The 18,533-nt window shown below is 76.0% G+C and carries 21 protein-coding genes; 15 read left to right on the plus strand and 6 right to left on the minus strand.

Features of this window, described 5'->3' with window-relative positions; genetic code table 11:
* Window positions 1–74 precede the first annotated feature (74 nt).
* From DMP15_RS26860 to DMP15_RS26885, 6 genes are read left to right on the plus strand one after another with little or no spacing between them, the layout of a single operon-like run.
* The gene (locus DMP15_RS26860) at window positions 75–770 is read left to right on the plus strand and encodes a haloacid dehalogenase type II (RefSeq protein ID WP_083659012.1); all 696 of its coding nucleotides are present in this window, start codon (window positions 75–77) and stop codon (window positions 768–770) included.
* On the plus strand, window positions 764–1,348 hold the full coding sequence (locus DMP15_RS26865) for a hypothetical protein (RefSeq protein ID WP_073577524.1): 585 nt from the start codon (window positions 764–766) through the stop codon (window positions 1,346–1,348). Before DMP15_RS26860 ends, DMP15_RS26865 begins: the two co-directional genes overlap by 7 nt.
* Before the next feature lie 53 nt (window positions 1,349–1,401).
* Entirely contained in the window at window positions 1,402–2,061 is a 660-nt protein-coding gene (locus DMP15_RS26870) for a HEAT repeat domain-containing protein (protein WP_073577523.1), read from the plus strand.
* The gene (locus DMP15_RS26875) at window positions 2,055–3,134 is read left to right on the plus strand and encodes a MerR family transcriptional regulator (RefSeq protein ID WP_073577522.1); all 1,080 of its coding nucleotides are present in this window, start codon (window positions 2,055–2,057) and stop codon (window positions 3,132–3,134) included. Before DMP15_RS26870 ends, DMP15_RS26875 begins: the two co-directional genes overlap by 7 nt.
* A 9-nt stretch (window positions 3,135–3,143) precedes the next feature.
* On the plus strand, window positions 3,144–4,019 hold the full coding sequence (locus tag DMP15_RS26880) for a CHASE3 domain-containing protein (protein ID WP_337826627.1): 876 nt from the start codon (window positions 3,144–3,146) through the stop codon (window positions 4,017–4,019).
* A gap of 44 nt (window positions 4,020–4,063) precedes the next feature.
* Window positions 4,064–5,152 (plus strand): alpha/beta hydrolase fold domain-containing protein, encoded by a 1,089-nt coding sequence (locus DMP15_RS26885; RefSeq protein WP_337826628.1) that lies wholly within the window; start codon window positions 4,064–4,066, stop codon window positions 5,150–5,152.
* Window positions 5,153–5,162: 10 nt separating this feature from the next.
* Here DMP15_RS26885 and DMP15_RS26890 read toward each other — a convergent pair whose 3' ends face one another.
* The 3 genes from DMP15_RS26890 to DMP15_RS26900 form a co-directional block, all read right to left on the minus strand.
* Entirely contained in the window at window positions 5,163–5,444 is a 282-nt protein-coding gene (locus DMP15_RS26890) for a hypothetical protein (protein ID WP_337826629.1), read from the minus strand.
* 122 nt (window positions 5,445–5,566) lie between these two features.
* Window positions 5,567–6,817, minus strand: a complete 1,251-nt coding sequence (locus tag DMP15_RS26895) for a PQQ-dependent sugar dehydrogenase (protein WP_337826630.1) — start codon at window positions 6,815–6,817, stop codon at window positions 5,567–5,569.
* Between the two features lie 55 nt (window positions 6,818–6,872).
* Window positions 6,873–8,072 carry a cytochrome P450 family protein gene (locus tag DMP15_RS26900; RefSeq protein ID WP_337826631.1) on the minus strand — a complete coding sequence of 400 codons (1,200 nt, stop codon included), beginning with the start codon at window positions 8,070–8,072 and terminating at the stop codon, window positions 6,873–6,875.
* Between the two features lie 139 nt (window positions 8,073–8,211).
* On the opposite strand from DMP15_RS26900, the gene DMP15_RS26905 reads away from it, so the two are divergent.
* The 4 genes from DMP15_RS26905 to DMP15_RS26920 all read left to right on the plus strand — a co-directional run bounded on the left by DMP15_RS26905 (window position 8,212) and on the right by DMP15_RS26920 (window position 11,463).
* On the plus strand, window positions 8,212–8,727 hold the full coding sequence (locus tag DMP15_RS26905) for a hypothetical protein (protein ID WP_073577517.1): 516 nt from the start codon (window positions 8,212–8,214) through the stop codon (window positions 8,725–8,727).
* Between the two features lie 67 nt (window positions 8,728–8,794).
* A complete protein-coding gene (locus DMP15_RS26910; RefSeq protein ID WP_073577516.1) occupies window positions 8,795–9,640 on the plus strand; it encodes a DUF4097 family beta strand repeat-containing protein in 846 nt (281 codons plus the stop codon).
* Between the two features lie 51 nt (window positions 9,641–9,691).
* Window positions 9,692–10,642: an ATP-binding cassette domain-containing protein gene (locus DMP15_RS26915; RefSeq protein ID WP_337826632.1), complete on the plus strand. Its 951-nt coding sequence runs from the start codon at window positions 9,692–9,694 to the stop codon at window positions 10,640–10,642.
* Window positions 10,639–11,463, plus strand: coding sequence for an ABC transporter permease (locus DMP15_RS26920; RefSeq protein ID WP_237453603.1), 825 nt, complete (start codon window positions 10,639–10,641; stop codon window positions 11,461–11,463). The genes DMP15_RS26915 and DMP15_RS26920 overlap by 4 nt, the downstream gene beginning before the upstream one ends.
* Before the next feature lie 3 nt (window positions 11,464–11,466).
* On the opposite strand, the gene DMP15_RS26925 is transcribed toward DMP15_RS26920, so the two are convergent.
* A complete protein-coding gene (locus DMP15_RS26925) occupies window positions 11,467–12,747 on the minus strand; it encodes a cytochrome P450 family protein (protein WP_073577514.1) in 1,281 nt (426 codons plus the stop codon).
* 133 nt (window positions 12,748–12,880) lie between these two features.
* Between DMP15_RS26925 and DMP15_RS26930 the strand changes: the two genes are divergently transcribed.
* The 3 genes from DMP15_RS26930 to DMP15_RS26940 are packed head-to-tail and all read left to right on the plus strand — an operon-like array spanning window position 12,881 to window position 15,061.
* Window positions 12,881–13,867, plus strand: coding sequence for a DUF808 domain-containing protein (locus DMP15_RS26930; RefSeq protein WP_073577513.1), 987 nt, complete (start codon window positions 12,881–12,883; stop codon window positions 13,865–13,867).
* 14 nt (window positions 13,868–13,881) lie between these two features.
* Entirely contained in the window at window positions 13,882–14,349 is a 468-nt protein-coding gene (locus DMP15_RS26935) for a cupin domain-containing protein (RefSeq protein ID WP_073577512.1), read from the plus strand.
* A gap of 7 nt (window positions 14,350–14,356) precedes the next feature.
* A complete protein-coding gene (locus tag DMP15_RS26940; RefSeq protein WP_100879512.1) occupies window positions 14,357–15,061 on the plus strand; it encodes a YwaF family protein in 705 nt (234 codons plus the stop codon).
* Here the strand turns inward: DMP15_RS26940 and DMP15_RS26945 are convergent.
* Window positions 15,018–15,956, minus strand: a complete 939-nt coding sequence (locus DMP15_RS26945) for a LysR family transcriptional regulator (RefSeq protein WP_179761162.1) — start codon at window positions 15,954–15,956, stop codon at window positions 15,018–15,020. The two genes, DMP15_RS26940 and DMP15_RS26945, sit on opposite strands and share 44 nt — an antisense overlap.
* Before the next feature lie 104 nt (window positions 15,957–16,060).
* On the opposite strand from DMP15_RS26945, the gene DMP15_RS26950 reads away from it, so the two are divergent.
* Window positions 16,061–17,134, plus strand: coding sequence for a tartrate dehydrogenase (locus DMP15_RS26950; protein ID WP_337826633.1), 1,074 nt, complete (start codon window positions 16,061–16,063; stop codon window positions 17,132–17,134).
* A 47-nt stretch (window positions 17,135–17,181) separates the two neighbouring features.
* On the opposite strand, the gene DMP15_RS26955 is transcribed toward DMP15_RS26950, so the two are convergent.
* Complete coding sequence (locus DMP15_RS26955; protein WP_337826634.1) at window positions 17,182–17,598, minus strand: hypothetical protein; 417 nt, start codon at window positions 17,596–17,598, stop codon at window positions 17,182–17,184.
* A gap of 38 nt (window positions 17,599–17,636) precedes the next feature.
* Between DMP15_RS26955 and DMP15_RS26960 the strand changes: the two genes are divergently transcribed.
* The gene (locus DMP15_RS26960; protein ID WP_337826635.1) at window positions 17,637–18,527 is read left to right on the plus strand and encodes an alpha/beta fold hydrolase; all 891 of its coding nucleotides are present in this window, start codon (window positions 17,637–17,639) and stop codon (window positions 18,525–18,527) included.
* Window positions 18,528–18,533: the final 6 nt, after the last annotated feature.

Genomic DNA, 18,533 nt, shown 5'->3' on the forward strand with positions numbered 1-18,533 from the left:
ACGCATCGACGCCGCAAACTGCGTCACCAGTCGAACCGGTGACGCCGTCGCCGGACGATCCCGGGGAGCCGCTGATGACGATCGACGTCGTCGTGTTCGACGTGCTGGGCACGCTGGTCGACGAGCCGTCCGGCCTGCGCGACGCGATCGCCGCGGCCGTGCCCGGCACCGACCGCGACACCGCCACGGACCTGACCGGCGTGTGGCAGGCGCACGTCGCGGGCGAGCAGCGGCGCATCGTCGCGGGCGGGCGGGCGTTCGTGCCCGGCCACGTGCTGGACGCCGAGGCCGCGGCGGCCGTCGCGCGGCGGGCGGGTGTCGGCGCCCCGCAGGTCGTCGCGGCGCTGGCCGGCGCCGGGGCGCGGCATCCGGCGTGGCCGGACTCGTCCGACGGGATCACCCGGCTCGCCGGCCGGTTCCCGGTGGTGGGGCTGTCGAACGCGAGCCGCTCCACCCTGCTGCGGCTGGCCGCGGGGGCGGGGCTGCGCTGGCACCTCGCTCTGTCGGCGGAGGGCGCCGCGTCGTACAAGCCCGCCCCGGAGGTCTACCGGCTCGCGGTCGAGGCCGCGGCGGTCCCGCCCGATCGGCTCCTGATGGTTGCGGCCCACGCGTGGGACCTCCGGGGTGCGGCGGCCGCCGGGATGCGCACCGCATACGTCGACCGGCCCGGTGGCGACCCGCCGGGCGCACACGACCGGTTCGACCTGCACGCCACGGACCTGACCGACCTCGCCGACCAGCTCACCCGAACGGGAGTACGACCGTGCTGATCACCTTCTCCTTCACCCGTCTCGCCGTCCAGGTCCGGCGCTGGTTCGAGATCGGTGCCGACGCCACCATGGAGCGCGGCGCCCGGGTGGAGCTGCTGCTGCTCGACCCGCAGCCGCACCGGGGCAGCGAGTCCGCGGGGCAGCGGCTCGTCGTGGACCGGCCGTTCTGGCGGGCGGACCTGTTCGACCGCATGGACCGACCGGGCGAGTGGGCGGCCGCGCACGTCCACCCGTCGTTCGACGGCGTCGAGCCCGGCGACCGGGTGTTCTCCGAAGCCCTCACCGCGGACCCCTGGGGCTGGCTGGAGGAACAGCTGCGTCGCCCGGCCGACCGGATGCGCGAGGCCGGGCTGGACCCGGCCGATGCCGACGGCGACCTCGAGGACCTGCGCGCCGCGGTCGGGCTGATCGTGGAGGCGGCCCGCCGGTTCGGCCCGGAGCAGTCCCTGACCCGCGACGACGACGCCCGACTGACCCGCGACGCCGCCGAGCGCGTGCGGCGGCTGGTCGCGCTGATCCCGGCGGAGGTCCCCTACGACCGTGAGTACCTGCGGCCGTGGCTGGAGGCGCGGCCCTGAACCTGCACGCGGGGCTTGACCTTCACACCGTGACAGGGTCTGGGGTGGTGCCCATGACGACACCGCAGGACCTCCGTGCGGCCCTGGCCGCCGACGACGCCTCGACCCGGCTGCGGGCGGCGCTCACCGCCGGGTCGGCCCCCGACCCCGCACTCGCCGGTGTCCTGGTCGAGCGGTGCGCGGCCGAGCCGGACCCGTTCGTCCGCGACATGCTGTCCTGGGCGCTGACCCGGCTCTCGGCCGCCGACGTGCTGCCCCGCCTGCGCGTCGAGCTCGGCTCGCCGCGGCCCCGGGCGCGGGCGCAGGCGCTGCACACGCTGTCGAAGATCGCCGCCCCGTCGACGTGGCCGTGGGTCACACGCGACCTGCTCCGCGACCCCGACGACGAGGTTGCCCGCACCGCGTGGCGCACCGCCGTCGTGCTCGCCCCCGCGGAGGAGCGCGCCGCGCTGGCCGGGGAGCTGGCCGGGCTGCTCGGCCGCGGCGACCGCGACGTCCGGCTCAGCCTGAGCCGGGCCCTGGTCGCCCTCGGCGACACCGCCGGCGCGGCGCTCGCGCGGGCCTCGGAGGGCCCCGACCCGGCGGTCGCCGCGCACGCGCGTGCCACCGTCGCGCTGCGCGCGGACCCGGACACCGGGTTCGACGCCGCCGTCGCAGAGGCGCGGCGGGTGGTGGCGCTGGGCCCCGGCCGCGGGACCATGGCCGGGTGCTGATCGGGGAGGTGGCGCGGCGCAGCGGGCTCAGCGCCCGGATGCTGCGCCACTACGACGCCGTCGGGCTGGTCCGGCCGACCGGGCGCACCGTCGGCGGCTACCGCGAGTACTCGCCCGCCGACGTCCGCAGGCTCCTCCATGTGGAGGGCCTGCGGACGCTCGGGCTGTCGCTGGCCCAGGTGGGGCGGGCGCTGGCGGACCCGGCGTTCACGCCGTCGGAGCTGGTCGCGGACCTGGTCCGGGCGACCGAGGACCGGTTGACGCGCGACCGGGAGCTGCTCGCGCGGCTGCGCACCGTCGACGCCGCGGAGCCGGGGAGCTGGGACGAGGTGCTCGACGTCGTCGGGCTGCTGCGGGCGCTGGCCTCCCCCGCGGCCGGGCGCCGTCAGCAGGCGGCGCTGGCCGCGACGGCCGACGCCCCGCTGCCCGCGGAGCTGCTGGCCCGGACCGCGCTGGCCGAGCCCGATCCGCACGTCGCGGGGGCACTGCGGTGGGCCCTGGCCCGTTCCGGCGACCCGGACGGCACCGCGGCGGCGACGCTCGCCGCGGGCCTGCGGTCCGCCGACGTCGCGGTCCGGCGGCGCGCGGTGGCCGCGCTCGCCGAGACCGGCACGGCACCGGAGGCGACCGCGGCGCTCGTCGACGCCGTCGAGGACCCGGACCCGGAGGTGCACCGGCGCGCCGTGCTGGCCGCGGGCCGGCGCGGGGTCACCGCGACCGTGCCCGCCCTGGTCGCGCTGGTCGTCGCGGGGGTGGACGACGTCGCCGCCGCGGAGGTGCTGGCGTCGCTGTCGGACGACGACCCCGCCACGTCGGAGCGGGTGCTCGGCGCGCTCGACGGCGCGCTCGACGGCGCCGACCCGGCCGCACGGATCCGGCTGGCCCAGGCGCTGGTCGAGCAGCCCGGGTCCGGGGCGCGGGAGGCGCTGCTCCGGCTCACCCGCGACGACGACCGGGCCGTCGCCCTGGTCGCGACGGCGTTCGCGGGGCGTACGGGCCGAGCGGCACCGCCGCCACGGCCGGGCCGGTCCACCCGGTCGCTCGGACAGGCCCCACCCCGGGCCCGTCCGTAGACTCCCGCCGTGGCCAGGCGCCTTCGCGACACCCTGAGCGCTCCGGCGCGACCCGTCCTGCGGTACTGGAACGACCTGCCCATGCGCGTGCAGGGGCGCATCACGATCGGGCTGCCGCTCGTCGCGGTGCTGATCTCGGCCGGGCTGGCCCTGACCGGGAACCTGCAGCGGGTCGACATCGAGACCGACATCCAGCGCAAGTTCGAGATGACCGGATCGCTCGGCGAGCTCACCACGCTCATGGTCGACGCCGAGACCGGGATGCGCGGCTACCAGCTCACCGGGCGCACGGAGTACCTGGAGCCGTTCACCGACGCGTCGGCGGAGCTCCCGGCGGTGCTGGGACGGCTGGAGACGCTGGCCGCGGCGGAGCCCGGGGAGAAGCCGCGCACGGACAAGCTGGCCCGGATCGCCGAGCTGCGGGACCTGACGTCGAAGCAGATGACCGACCTGGCCCGGCAGCGCGACGTCGTCGCCGCGGGCGGGGACACCGACGGCGAGATCCGGCAGGACCTCGCCTACGGCAAGAACCTCATGGACGGCATCCGCAGTCGCGTCGACCAGATGCGGACCGGTGAGCGGGAGCTGCTCGACGACCGGATCGAGGAGATCAACCAGATCCGCCTCCGCGACTACCTGTCGGTCGGCATCGCGCTCGCGGTCGCCGTGCTGACCCGGTTCCTGGCCTGGTTCCTGCACCGCAACGGCATCCTGCGCCGGGTGGACCGGCTCGCCGACACCGTGCGCGTCATCCGCGAGGGCGGCACGGTGCCCGAGCCGCCGCCGGTGAAGCGGGACCGGATGGGCGAGCTCGAACGGGAGGTCCACCTGCTCGAACCGGCCGCTCCGGCGCGGCGCGACGACGCCGTTGACGGACGAGTGTGACGCGGGACACGATCAGGCGGCCACCCACTGTCCGAGGAGCCCGCATGAGCACCGACGCCTCCGTACCCACCCGCGCACCCGGCAGGCTCGGGGACCCGGCGACGACGATCGGCGACGACCCGCGGGCCGACCCGCGGATGGTCGCGGTGCTGGAGGGATTCGGCCTGACCGGGCACGCCGACGACGCCCCGATGGACCGCACCGCGGGCCGCCCGGCCCTGCTCGGGTTCGTGGACGCCGCCGAGGAGGGCTTCGAGGGCCTGTTCGCCGCGCTCGCCACCGGCTGGACCCCACCGGCCGGGGTCGACCGCACGACGCGGACCGTTCCCGGCGCCGACGGGCACCCGATCACCCTGTACGTCCACCGCCCCACCGGCGTCGACGGGCCGCTGCCGGTGATCTACCAGGTCCACGGCGGCGGGATGGTCATGCTGGCCGCCCAGGGGCCGCTCTACGCGCGCTGGCGCGACGAGCTGGCCGCCGAGGGCGCCGTCGTCGTGGGGGTCGAGTACCGCAACGGGGGTGGGCGGCTCGGGCCGCACCCGTTCCCGGCGGGTCTGGACGACTGCGTCACCGGCCTGCACTGGGTGCACGAACACCTCGCGGAGCTGGGCGGCACGCACGTCGTCGTCACCGGGGACTCCGGCGGGGCGAACCTCGCGCTCGGGCTGGCGGTCCGGGCCGGTCGCGACGGCTGGTCCGGGCGGATCGCCGGGGTCTACGCCCAGTGCCCCTACGTGCTGGGGTCCTGGGACCGGCCGCCCGCGGACCTGGCGTCGCTGTGGGAGAACGACCGCTACTGGCTCAACCGGGAGCTGTTCCCGCTGCTCGCCGAGGTCTACGACCCCGGCTCCGCGCACGCCGGCGACCCGACCTGCTGGGCCGCGGCCGCAGGCCCCGAGGACCTGCAGGGGCTCCCGCCGCACGTGATCGCGTGCGCGGAGCTGGACCCGCTGCGCGACGAGGGACTCGCCCACCACCGTCGGCTGCTCGCGGCGGGGGTGCCGTCGGTCGGGCTCGTGTACCCGGGGCTCTGCCACGTCGGGATGATCCTGTTCCGCGACGCGATGCCCGACGTCTACGCGCACGCCGTGCGCGATGTCGTCGGCTTCGCCCGGTCGGTGCGCGGCTGAGCCCGCCGGGTCAGGACACGGCGGGCGGGACGGCGGGCGGGGCCGGGGCGTCACCGGTGTCCGGGCGCACCCGACGGCGGCACCCCAGCACGACCAGGTGTGCGTCGAGCACCCGGGCGAGCAGGACCCGGTCGGCCCGGGCACCCGCGGCCGGGTCGGTCAGCATGACGGCGACGTCGTGCTCGCTGCCGGTGCCGCCGAGACCCGCGTAGCGGGCCCAGACATCGTAGGCGGACAACCCGGACAGCGCCGCCCCGGCCGGGAGCGACACCGTCACGGGTTCCTCGGGCACGACCATCCGCGCCGTCTACCCGGCTCCGGGCGGTTCAGACCCCCGGGCACCCTTTCCGTCTGTCCTGCCGGACCCCCTGGGCCCGGTGCGCGTCCTGGTGGTCGAGGACGACGACCCCGGGATCAGCTCGGGTCGATCCGCAGGATCCGGTCGTCGTCGCCGTTCGAGGTCGTGACCAGCAGCGGACCGCCGGGCACGGCGTACACCCCGCGCAGCCGGCCGGGGTCCCCGTCGAGCGCCGCCGGGATCTCGACGTCGGAGACCGCGCCGTCGGTGCCCTCCGGGCCGACCCGCATCAGCAGCAGCTTCTGCCCGCGCAGCGCGGCGACGGCGAGCATCCCGTTCCGCTGCCCCCACGCGTCGCCGTCGAGGAACGCGGCGCCGGCCGGCGCCTCGGGCGGGCTGCCGGAGGCCCACACGGCGGGGACGGCGTCGGGGAAGCGGTCCCGGTCGGTCATCGGGACCGACTCGTCGTAGGTGGTCACCGTGCCGCCCTGCGAGGGGTCCCAGCCGTAGTTGCCGCCCGGGCGCAGCAGGTTCACCTCGTCGTCGCGGGTGGGGCCGTGCTCGGCGGTGAAGACCCGCCCGGTGCCCGGCTCGACCGCGACGCCCTGCACGTTGCGGTGCCCGGAGGTGTACACGAGCCGCTGGGCCGGGTCGGCGGCGTCGGCGAAGGGGTTTCCGGCCGCGGGCCCGCCGGTGGCCGGGTCGACCCGCAGCGTCTTGCCGCCGAGCGAGGTGAGGTCCTGCGGGGTGGCGGGCATCGCCGCGTCGCCGGTCCCGACGACGAGCGCCCCGGTGTCGTCGACGGCGATCCGGCAGCCCGAGTGCCGTCCGCCCGAGGCGATCGGCAGGCCGCCGACCAGCGGGTCCGCGACCCGGGTCGCGGTGGCCCCGTCCGCGGACAGCGTCCAGGTGACCAGCCGGACGTCGACCGGGCTCCCGTTCTCGGCATGGGTCTGGCAGGTGGTGAACCGGTTCGACGTCGCGAAGTCGGCGTGCACGGCCAGGCCCATCAGCCCGCCCTCGCCGCGGGCGAACACGTCGCCCAGGTCGGCGGCGACCGGGGTGACCGCGGTGCCCGGGTCGAGCGAGGCGAGCAGCGACAGGCGCCCGTCCCGCTCGGTGACCAGCGCCCGCCCGTCGGGCAGCACGCCGACGCTCCAGACGTGGGAGAGCCCGTCCGCGACGACGACCGGCGCCAGGTCCCCGGCCGCCGCCGGGGCGTCGGTGGTCGGCCGCGCGGGCGCCGGCTCGGCGGGCGCGGGTGCGGCGGCGCCGCAGCCGGCGGCGACCATCAGGGCGACGGCCGCGGCCGCCGTCCCGGCGCGACGGAGACGGGCGGGGTGCGGGTCACGGGTCACACCGGTCATCCTGGCCGGAACCGGGCACGACGGCAGCACGGGTGTGGTCGCGCAACACCGGCGGTCACGGCGCGTCGATCCGCACCTCGAGCGACCCGAGGCGCTCGAACCCGAGGTCCGACGGACCGTCGGCCGGTGTGGCGAGCCGCAGCGCGGGGAACCGCCCGACCAGCGCGTGCAGCGCCACCTCGATCTCCTGACGGGCCAGCGCGGCCCCCAGGCAGTAGTGGGCGCCCTGGCCGAACCCGAGGTGCCCCTCGCCGCGGCCCGGGTCCCGGGTCACGTCGAGCTCGTCGGGCCGGTCGTGCCGACGCGGGTCGAAGTTCGCGGTGACCAGCCCGGCCGTCACCGACTCCCCCGCCGCGATCCGGGTGTCGCCGACGACGACGTCGGTGCTCGCGTACCGGGGCGTGCTCACCGGGACCGCGCCGCAGGTCCGCACGATCTCGTGCACCGCGGTGGGCCACCGCCACGGCTCGGCGCGCAGCGTCGCGAGCCGGTCGGGACGGGTCAGCAGGGCGAGCATGCCCCGTGACAGCACGTGCGCGGTCGTCTCGAACCCGGCGACGACCAGGTCGAAGAGCAGGACGTCCAGCTCGTCGGCGGTGAGCCGGTCGCCGTCGTCGTGCACCGCGACGAGCACGTCGACCAGGTCGTCGCGCGGGTCGGCCCGCCGGGCCGCGACGAGCTCGTGGATCTGTGCGACGACGGCGCGCGCCACGTCGGGCATCCGCTCCGGGTCGGGCGCGACGAGCAGCGCGCCCAGCTCCCGCCAGAGCCCGCGCTGCTCCACCGGGACGCCGACGAGCTCGCAGATCACCGCGATCGGCAGCTCCCGGAACACCGTGGGCAGCAGGTCGACCGGGCTGCCGTCGGCACCGGCGGCCGCGACGTCGTCGAGCAGCTCGGCGGTGAGCTGCTCCACGCGGGGGCGCAGCGCGGCGACCCGGCGCACGGTGAACGCCCGGGAGACGAGCCGGCGCAGCCGGGCGTGGTCGGCGCCGTCGCGGACGAGCAGGCCCCGGCCGAGGTGGTCGAGCTCCGGCGGCAGCCCGAGCCCCGTCAAGAGCGTGCCCATGACGTCCCCGGCGCCGGGCACCCCGGCGGGGTCGTTGCGGAACCGCGGGTCCAGGAGCAGGGCGTGCACGTCGTCGTGCCGGGTGACGAGCGACGCGGCGCCCATCGGCGACTCCGGCATCGCGACGACGGGCCCCTGTTCGCGCAGGCGCCCGAAGGCGGCGACCGGGCAGGTGGTGCGGTCCACGACGTACTCCCTCGACGGCGTCAGCAGGTCCGGTCCATCGGACACCGTGCCGTCGCGGCAGGGTCAAGCCCGCAACGCCGACCGACCTCCGTGACGCCACACAATTGACGATGGCGCCATCCTGCGCCATAGTTGCGCCATGGAGTTGGACGGATATGTCGATCGCCTGCGCACCGAGTTCGCCGCACTGGGCGAGGCCGCGGGCGAGGACACGCGGGTGGCCGCGGAACGGCTGCTCACGCCCCTGACGTCGACGACCCGCTTGGTCCTGCTCGAGGCGCTGGCCGCGGCGGCCGACGAGATCACCCTCGAGCTCGCACCGGGGTCGGTGCACGTGCGGCTGCGCGGCAGCGACCCCGAGTTCGTCGTCACCGCAGGGTCGGCCCCGCCGTCGGCACCCCCGGCGACGACGGAGGCGCCACCCGTGGCGCCATCGCCACCGGCGGGCGCCGACGGCGAGTCCGGGCCGGTCGCCCGGATCAACTTCCGGCCGCCGGAGACGCTCAAGACCCGGATCGAGGAGGCCGCCGGGCGGGACGGCCTCAGCGTGAACACCTGGCTGACCCGTGTGGCCGCGGCCGCGCTGGACCGCCCCGCCACCGCGCCCGACCGCCCCGACGCCGCCCGCCGCGGCCGCGTCGGCTGGTTCGGCTGAGCCACACGACCTCTGCCACCCACCCCTGACTCACGGCGTCCCCGCGACGCCGAGGAGGCGATGCCCCGTGCCCACCTACGACACCCCCGAGCCCGTCACCGCGATCGTCGACCTCGCCATCGGCGAGCTACGGGTGACCGCGTCGGACCGCACCGACACCGTCGTCGAGGTCCGCAGCTCCGACGCCGACCGCGCCCACGCCGACCGGGTCCGGGTCGAGCTGACCGGGCGGGAGCTGCGCGTCACCGGCCCGCAGCTCGGGCTGCTGCAGAAGCTCACCCCGCGCACCCCCGGCCGCTCGATCGAGGTCGGGATCGCCCTGCCCGCCGGGTCGGCGCTGACCGCCGCCACCACCTACGGCGGGATCGTCGTCGAGGGCCCGCTCGGGGCCTGCGAGGCCCGCACCCGCTTCGGCGACGTCCGCGTCGACGACGCCGCCTCCGCCGACCTGAGCACCGGCTTCGGTCACGTCCGGATCGGCGGAACCGTCACCGGGGACGCCACGGTCCGCTCCGACCACGGCGGCATGCAGATCCACCGCATCGGCGGCACCGCGACGCTGAGCAGCAAGCACGGCGGCATCCGTGCCGACGAGCTGACCGGCGACGCCGAGCTGACCGGCACGCACGGCCCCGTCGACGTCGACGAGCTCGGCGCGGGCGCCCGTGTGCGCACCGCCTACGGCGACGTCCGGCTCGGCCGCGTCCACCGCGGCGAGGTGTCGCTGACCAGCACGCACGGCCGGCTGGAGATCGGCGTCGCGCAGGGCAGCGCCGCCTGGCTCGACCTCGACACCTCCGGCCGGGTCGGCAACGACCTCGCACCGCGCGAGGCCCCGGACGGCGACGCCGTCGACACCGTCGCCGTGCACGCCCGGTCCCGCGAGGGCGACATCGTCGTCCGCCGCGCCTGACCCCCGCCGGCCGCGATCCCACCCACGAACCCGTCCACGAGAGGAACCACCGTGCCCACACCTCCGCCCGCGATCGCCGTCGCCGCCGTGCACAAGTCCTACGGCGACCACGCCGTGCTCCGCGGCATCGACCTCGACGTCCCCGCCGGGATGGTGCTCGCGCTGCTCGGCCCGAACGGCGCCGGCAAGACGACGCTGGTCCGGATCCTGTCCACGCTGCTGCCACCGGACTCCGGACGCATCCGCATCGCCGGGCGCGATCCGGCGACCGACCCCGACGGCGTCCGCGCCGCGATCGGGGTGACCGGCCAGTTCTCGGCCGTCGACGGCCTGCTCACCGGTGCGGAGAACCTGCGGCTGATGGCCGACCTGCACCACCTGCCCCGCGACGCCGGCCGCGCCCGCACCCGGGAGCTGCTCGACCGCTTCGGCCTCGCCGACGCCGCGGACCGGCGCGCCGGGACGTACTCCGGCGGGATGCGCCGCCGCCTCGACCTGGCCATGACCCTCGTCGCCGACCCCGCCGTGCTGTTCCTCGACGAGCCGACCACCGGGCTGGACCCACGCAGCCGCCGCGACCTGTGGGACGCCGTACGCGACCTCGTCGGCCGCGGCGTGACCGTGCTGCTGACCACCCAGTACCTGGAGGAGGCCGACCAGCTCGCCGACGACGTCGCCGTCCTGGACGGGGGCCGGCTCGTCGCCCGCGGCACCCCGGCGCAGCTCAAGGCCCGGGTCCCCGGCGGGCACGTGCGCCTGCGCTTCGCCGACGACGACGCCCTCGCCGCCGCCCGCACCGTGCTGCCCGCCGCCGTCGCCGACACCGCCGCCGTGACGCTGCAGCTGCCCGCCGCCGGGGCCTGCGACCTGCGGGACCTGCTGGACCGCCTCGCCGGGACCGGGGTGGAACCCGAGGAGCTGACCACCCACACGCCCGACCTCGACGACGTCTTCCTGGCCCTCACCGGCCACCCGAGCACCCCGGAGGTGGCCGCGTCATGAGCGCCGCCGTCATGGACACCACCGCCCTCGACCGTCCCCGCCTGCTCACCGACTCGGTGACGATGCTGCGCCGCCGCATCCGGCACCTGCGCCGCTACCCGTCGCTGACGATCATGCTGATCGCCCAGCCGCTGGTGTTCCTGCTGCTGTTCGTGGTCGTCCTGGGCGGCACGATGGGCGCCGGGCTGGGCGGTGACCGCAGCGACTACCTGGCCTTCGTCACCCCCGCGGTGCTGCTGCTGACCGTTGCGAGCGTCGCGATGGGCACCGCCATCGGGGTCGCCACCGACATGACCGAGGGCGTCGTCGCCCGCTTCCGGACGATGGCGATCGCCCGGTCCAGCGTCCTCACCGGGCACGTCGTCGGCGCGTTCGTACAGACCGCGGTCGGTCTGGTCGTCGTGCTCGGGGTGGCGCTGGCGCTCGGCTTCCGCAGCGGTGCCGGGCCGCTCGCCTGGCTGGGCGTCGCCGGGATGTTGGCGCTGCTCACGGTCGCCCTCACCTGGCTGACCGTGGCCCTCGGGCTCGCCGCCGCCAGTGTGGAGACGGCCAGCAACACCCCGATGTTCCTGATGCTGCTGCCGTTCCTGGGCAGCGGGTTCGTGCCGGTGGACTCGATGCCGGCCGGGCTGCGCTGGTTCGCCGCGTACCAGCCGTTCACCCCGGTCATCGACACCCTGCGCGGGCTGCTCGGTGCCGGGTCCGGCAGCGGGGCCGGGCCCGGCACCGACGCCGCGCTCGCCGTCGGCTGGTGCGTGGTGATCACCGTCGGGAGCCTGCTGTGGTCGCGCCGGCTCTACGAGACCCGCGCGGCGCGCTGAGCGTCAGCCTTCCGGCGGGCGGTCGACGTGGACGGGCAGGGCGGGCAGCCGCTCGAACCCCAGCCGCGACGGGCCGTCCGCCGGTTCGGCGAGCCGGAGCCCCGGGAAGCGCGTGACCAGCGCCGACAGCACGACCTCGACCTCCTGGCGGGCCAGCGCGGCGCCGAGGCAGTAGTGCGCGCCGTGCCCGAACCCGAGGTGCCCCTCGCCGCGTCCGGGGTCGCGGCGCACGTCCAGCTCGTCGGGCCGGTCGACGACGCGTGGGTCGAAGTTCGCCGGCAGCAGGCCGGGCAGCACCGCGGTCCCGGCGGGCACCGGTGTCCCGGCGATCTCGGTGTCCTCGGCCGCGTAGCGCGGGGCCCCGGCCGGGATCGGGCCGCAGGTGCGGACCAGCTCGTGCACCGCCGTCGGCCACAGCTGCGGATCGGCCCGCAGCGCGGCGAGCTCGTCCGGGCGGCTGAGCAGGGCGAGTGTGCCCTTGGCCAGCACGTGCGCGGTGGTCTCGAACCCGGCGACGGTGAGGTTCACCGTCATGTCGACGAGCTCCTGCTCCGAGAGCCGGTCGCCGTCCTCGTCGTGCGCCGCGACCAGCCCGGACAGCAGGTCGTCGGCCGGCTCCCGGCGACGGGCCTCGATCAGGTCCCGGACGTGGGCGACCATCCCCCGGGCGACGTCGGGCATCCGCTCCGGGTCGGGCTGGATCAGCAGCCGGGCGAACTCCCGCCAGCGGTCCCGGTCGCCCTCCGGCACGCCGACGAGCTCGCAGATGACCGCGATCGGCACCGGGTAGGCCAGCGCCTCCACCAGGTCGACCGGGGTGCCGTCGGCACCGGCCGCGGCGACGTCGTCGAGCAGGCCGTCGACGATCGCCCCGACGCGGGGGCGCAGCCCGTTCACCCGGCGCACCGTGAACGCCCGCGACACGAGCCGGCGCAGCCGCGCGTGGTCCTCGCCGTCCCGGCCCAGCATCGGACGGCGGAGCAGGTCGAGGTCCTCGGGCAGCCCGATCAGCCCGGTCTGGGCGTTGCGCAGGTAGTTCTCCGCCTCCGGTACCGCGGCCGCGTCGTGCCGGAAGCGGTCGTCGGTGAGCATCGCGCGGACCTCGGCGTGCCGGGTCACCATCAGGCCCTGCTGCGTGGGCCGTCCGGGGATCTCCAGCGGGATCTCCACGACCGCCGCGACCTCGCGCAGCGCGGAGAAGCCGGCGACCGGGTCCGACGGGTCCACGGTGTCCGGGCCTGCGGTCGGCGCGGTCGGCGCGGTGGTGGTCGTGTCCTCTGCCATGGGCCCAGTCGACACCGTGCCGCCGCGGCACGGTCAAGCCCCGCGATCGGGCGGGTTCGGTCCCGTTCGTCCCGCCCGCACCGTAGGCTCCGCGCGTGCGCACGGATTCGGCCATGCAACGGACGGTGACCCGATGAGCGGACTGTTCGCCCTGCTCGACGACGTCGCGGCGCTGGTGCGCCTGACGACGGCCTCCCTCGACGACGTCGCCGGGGCCGCCGGGCGCGCCGGGGCGAAGGCCGCAGGGGTGGTCGTCGACGACGCCGCGGTCACCCCCCGCTACGTGCAGGGGCTCAAGCCCGAGCGCGAGCTGTCGATCATCTGGCGGATCGCCAGGGGCTCGCTGATCAACAAGATCGTGTTCATCCTGCCGGTCGCGCTGATCCTGTCCCAGTTCGCGCCGTGGCTGCTGACCCCGATCCTGATGGTCGGCGGCTGCTACCTGGCCTACGAGGGCGCGGAGAAGCTCTGGGAGTACTTCTCCGGGCACTCCGAGCACCCCGAGGAGCGCGACGAGAAGGTCGCGGCGGACCCGGCGGAGAACGAGCGCCGGGTCGTCTCCGGCGCCGTGCGCACCGACTTCATCCTCTCGGCCGAGATCATGGTCATCGCGCTGAACGAGGTGGCGTCCGAGGGAATCGTGTCCCGGGCGATCATCCTGGCCGTCGTCGCCGTCGCGATCACCGCGCTCGTCTACGGCGCGGTCGCGCTCATCGTGAAGATGGACGACGCCGGCCTGGCCCTGGCGAAGCGCGGCTCCGGCCCCGTCGCGTCGTTCGGGCGCGGGCTGGTGAAGGCCATGCCGATCGTGCTGACGACGCTGTCGGTCGTCGGCGTCGCGGCGATGCTGTGGGTCGGCGGGCACATCCTGCTGGTCGGGATGGACGAGCTGGGCTTCTCCCCGATCTACGACCTGGTGCACCATCTGGAGGTGGCCGTCGCCGACGCGACCGGTGCGCTGGGCGGGTTCCTGGGCTGGCTCACCAACACCGTCGGCTCGGCGATCCTCGGGGTCGTGGTCGGCGCGGTGATCGTCGCCGTGGCGCACCTGGTGCCGAAGCGGAAGAAGAAGAACGACACCGACGACGACGCCGAGGCCGCCGGGACCGCCGGCGCCTGAGCCGGGAGGCCGCCGTGAGCCGCATCGAGATGCCGTCCGGCGAGACGATCGACGTGCTGCACAGCGGCGCCCCGGCCTTCGAGTTCGAGGCCGTCGTACCGCCCGGGGTGGCCGGTCCCCCGCCGCACCGGCACCGGGGCGCCACCGAGTCGTTCACCGTGCTCGAGGGCGTCCTGCGGGTACGGGTCGGGGGCTGGACGAGCCTGCTGCACCCCGGCGACGGGATTGTGGTGCCGCCCGGCGTCACACACTCGTTCGGCAACGGGGGCGACGGCCCGGTGCGTGTGCGCACCGTCGAGACCCCCGCCGGGCCCCTGGAGGAGCAGTTCCGGATCCTGGCGTCGGCCGGGCGGCTGCCGCCGCTGCGCCGCCTCGCGCGACTCAACGTCGCCCACGACCTGGACTTCTCCCTCGCCGGGATCCCCGACGCGGTGCAGCGCCCGCTGTGGCGGTTGCTCGCGGCGCTGCCCGGTCCGTCATGATCGGGCGATGGGAGACACCGGCGTCTTCGTGCCCTACGGCGCGACCCACTGGGCCGCGCTGACCGTCGGGGTCCTCGGCGCCGTCGCGCTGGTGGCCCTGGGACGACGGCTGCGCGGCACCCCTGCCGAGCCGGGCGTCTCGCGGGCGTTCGCCGTCGTGGTCGTCGTGCTGCTGGTGCCGCTGCAGCTGCGGCTGCTGACCCCGCAGACCTTCGACGTGCACATCTCGCTGCCGCTGCAGCTCTCGGACCTGTCCTGGGTCACCGCCGCGGTCGCCCTGTGGACACGGCGCTGGTGGGCGTGCGCGCCGCTGTACTACTGGGGTCTCACGCTGACCCCGCAGGCGCTGCTCACCCCGGCCACCGACTCCCCCGACTTCCCGCACGTCGCATTCCTGCACTTCTGGGCGCTGCACCTGCTGGTGACCTGGGCCGCGGTGTACCTGACCTGGGGCGCCGGGGTGCGGCCGACCTGGCGCGGGATGGCCGTGACGCTGGCGGCCACGATCGCCTGGGCGGCGGTGGTGCTGCCGTTCAACCTCGCCGCGGGCACCAACTACGGCTTCCTCGCCCACAAGCCGACCAACGCGTCCGCGCTGGACCTGCTGGGCCCGTGGCCGGTCTACCTGGTCGTCGAGTTCGTGCTGGTCGCGGTGGGGTGGGCGGTGATCACGTGGCCGTGGACGCGGCGGCGGGAACGGGAACCGGCCTGACCGGCAGCCGCTCCGCCAGCCCGTCGACGAGGTGGTCGAGCACCGCGCGCACCCGCCGGGGCGGGTCCGCCCCGTGCACCGCCAGCAGGTCCGCCGACGGGGTCGGGATGTCCGCCAGCACCTGCACCAGCTCCCCCGACGCGAGCAGTGGCGCGACCTGCCACAGCGAGCGCATCACCAGACCGCGGCCGGCCCGGCACCACGCCGTCGCGACCTCGCCGTCGTTGCAGGTCATCGCGCCCGTCACGCGGACCCCGGCGGCGTCGGCGTCGGTCCCGAAACGCCAGTGGGCGTAGGCGGTGTCGTTCTCCCGGATCACGATGCAGTCGTGTCCGGCCAGGTCGGCGGGGGTGCGCGGGGCGCCGCGGCGGCCCACGTACGACGGCGCCGCGCACACCACGCGCCGGTTGCGGTGCAGAACCCGGGCGTGCAGCCGCGAGTCGGGCAGCGGTCCGACGCGCACCGCGAAGTCGTAGCCGGAGCCGCCGACGGCGACCGGCAGGTGCGACAGCTCCAGGTCGATGCGCAGGTCCGGGTTGGCCGCCTCGAACGTGCCGAGCAGCGGCGCGACGTGCGCCCGGCCGAACCCCATCGACGAGTGCACCGCGATCCGCCCGTGCAGCCCCGAGCGACGCCGGCCGATCTCGTCCTCCAGGTCGTCGATCCGGCCCAGCACGTCGCGGGCGCCCTCGGCATAGCGGCGGCCCTCGTCGGTCAGGGTGAGACGCCGGGTGGACCGGTTGACCAGGCGCACGCCCAGACGTCGTTCCAGGCGGGCGAGCCGCTTGCTGACCGCCGACACCGACACACCCCACTGGCGCGCCACCTCGGTCAGCGTGCCCGCGGCGGCGACCCCGGCGAAGAAGCGCAGGTCGTCGAACTCGGGCAGTTCCACACCCGCTCCTTTCCCCAGCGGAAAGACTGTCCGGCCCGGACGACGGTTCACCGCGTCCGGTTCGCCGATCAGGATAGAAGCAACCGAGTCGAGGAGGGCACGTCATGACCGCGCACCGCATCGCCGTCATCCCGGGCGACGGGATCGGCAAGGAGGTCGTCCCGGAGGGCGTCCGCGTGCTGACCGCGGCCGCGGAGCGGTTCGGGATCGGGCTGGAGTTCACCGAGTTCGGCTTCGCCAGCGCCGACCACTGGCTCGAGCACGGCACGATGCTGCCCGAGGACTGGTTCGAGCAGCTGCGCGGCTTCGACGCGCTGTTCTTCGGCGCCGTCGGGTGGCCCGACGTGCTGCCCGACCACGTGTCGCTGTGGGGCAGCCTGCTGCAGTTCCGCCGCCGCTTCGACCAGTACGTCAACCTGCGCCCGGCCCGGCTGCTGCCCGGCGTCGCGTCGCCGCTGGCCGGCCGGTCCCCCGGCGACGTCGACATGCTGATCGTCCGGGAGAACACCGAGGGCGAGTACTCGTCGGTGGGCGGGCGGATGTTCTCCGGCACCGACCGCGAGATCGTGATCCAGGAGACCGTCATGACGCGCACCGGCGTCGACCGGATCCTGCGCTACGCCTTCGAGCTCGCGCGGCGCCACCCGAACCGGCACCTGACCTCGGCGACGAAGTCCAACGGCATCGCGATCACCATGCCGTACTGGGACGAGCGGGTCGCGGCGATGGCGGCGCAGTACCCCGACGTCGACGTCGACTCCTCCCACATCGACATCCTGGCGGCGCGGTTCGTGATGAGCCCGGAGCGGTTCGACGTCGTGGTCGCCAGCAACCTGTTCGGCGACATCCTGTCCGACCTCGGGCCGGCCTGCACCGGGACGATCGGCATCGCGCCGAGCGCGAACATCAACCCGGAGCGGGAGTTCCCGAGCCTGTTCGAGCCGGTGCACGGGTCCGCACCGGACATCGCCGGGAAGGGCGTCGCGAACCCGGTCGGCCAGATCTGGTGCGGGTCGATGATGCTGGAGCACCTCGGCGAGCACGAGGCCGCGGCGGCCGTGCTGGCCGCGGTCGAGGACGTCGTCGGGCGGGGCGGCGCGACCGTCACCCCGGACCTGGGCGGCACCGCGACGACCGCCGAGCTGGGCGCGGCGATCGCCGAGGTCGTGCGGGGATGAGCCCGTCCGGCCCCGGCCGGCGCGCCCCGGCGGCCGGGTGTCGCGGCTCAGCCCGCGAGGAGCGCGACCAGGCGACGGGCCGCGTCGGGCGGCAGCCTGCGACGGCCGCGCAGGTGCCGGAACACCGGCGCGAGCACCGGGTCGGCCAGCAGCTCGGCCCGCGGCACCGGCCGTCCGACCGGCACGACGACGCCCGCAGCGTGCCGTCCGCCGGGGTGCGGCTCGGCGGGACCGGTGAACGCGAACAGCGCGGCGACGCCCCCGCCCGGCCCGGTGCGGTAGACCACGGCCCGGTCGCCCGGCGCGGTCCCGGCCAGGCAGCAGGGCTCCGGAGGCGGGTCGGCGACCTCGTCGGCGTCCCAGAGCAGGACGGTGTCCGGCAGCGCGGCACCGGGTCGTACGGGGTCGGTCGGCACGGGGTCGGTCGGCACGGGGTCGGTCGGCACGGGGCCCGGCAGCAGCATGCCGCCCGTCCTACCCCAGCCCCCGGGGGGCCGGCGCGATGAGCCCGCGGACCCTGCTGCCCGCCCCGTTCACCGCCCGCACGGTCGACGCGGCGGGGACGGCGGTGCACACCGTGATCGGCGGATCCGGGCCGCCGCTGCTGCTCCTGCACGGCTACCCGCAGACCCACGCGATCTGGCACCGGGTCGCGCCGTTGCTCGCCGAGCGGTTCACCGTCGTCGCGACCGACCTGCGCGGCTACGGCGACAGCGCCAAGCCGCCCCCGGGCCCGGACGACGCCGCCTACGCCAAGCGTGCCATGGCCGCCGACCAGCTCATCGTGATGCGGGAGCTCGGGTTCGACCGGTTCGCCGTCGCCGGGCACGACCGCGGCGGCCGGGTCGCGCACCGGCTGGCCCTCGACGCACCGGACGCGGTGTCGGCGCTGGCGGTGCTCGACATCGTCCCGACCCGGCACGCGTTCGACACCGCCGACGCCGGCTTCGGGCTGGGCTACTGGCACTGGTTCTTCCTCACGGCCCCGGCCGGGATCCCGGAGCGCCTCATCGGGGGCGACCCGGAGTTCTGGATCACCGCCCGGATGCGGTCGCGCCACCACGGCGGTACCCCGTTCGACGACCGCGCCGTCGCCGAGTACGTCCGCTGCTTCGCCGACCCGGCCGCGATCGCCGCGTCGTGCGCCGACTACCGCGCCGCGGCCGGGATCGACCGCGTCCACGACGGCGCGGACGCCGGCCGACGGGTGACCGCGCCGCTGCTGGCGCTGTGGGGCGCGCACTCCTTCGTCGGGCGGTCCTACGACGTCCCCGCGGTGTGGGCCGGCTACGCCGCGGACGTGCACGGGACGGCCCTGGACGCCGACCACTATCTGCCCGAGGAGCGCCCCGAGGAGGTGGCGCGGGAGCTGACCGCGTTCCTGACGAGGTGATGCGGC

It is taken from the genome of Pseudonocardia sp. UM4_GMWB1, from assembly GCF_017312155.1.
Classification (GTDB): Bacteria; Actinomycetota; Actinomycetes; order Mycobacteriales; family Pseudonocardiaceae; genus Pseudonocardia; species Pseudonocardia alni.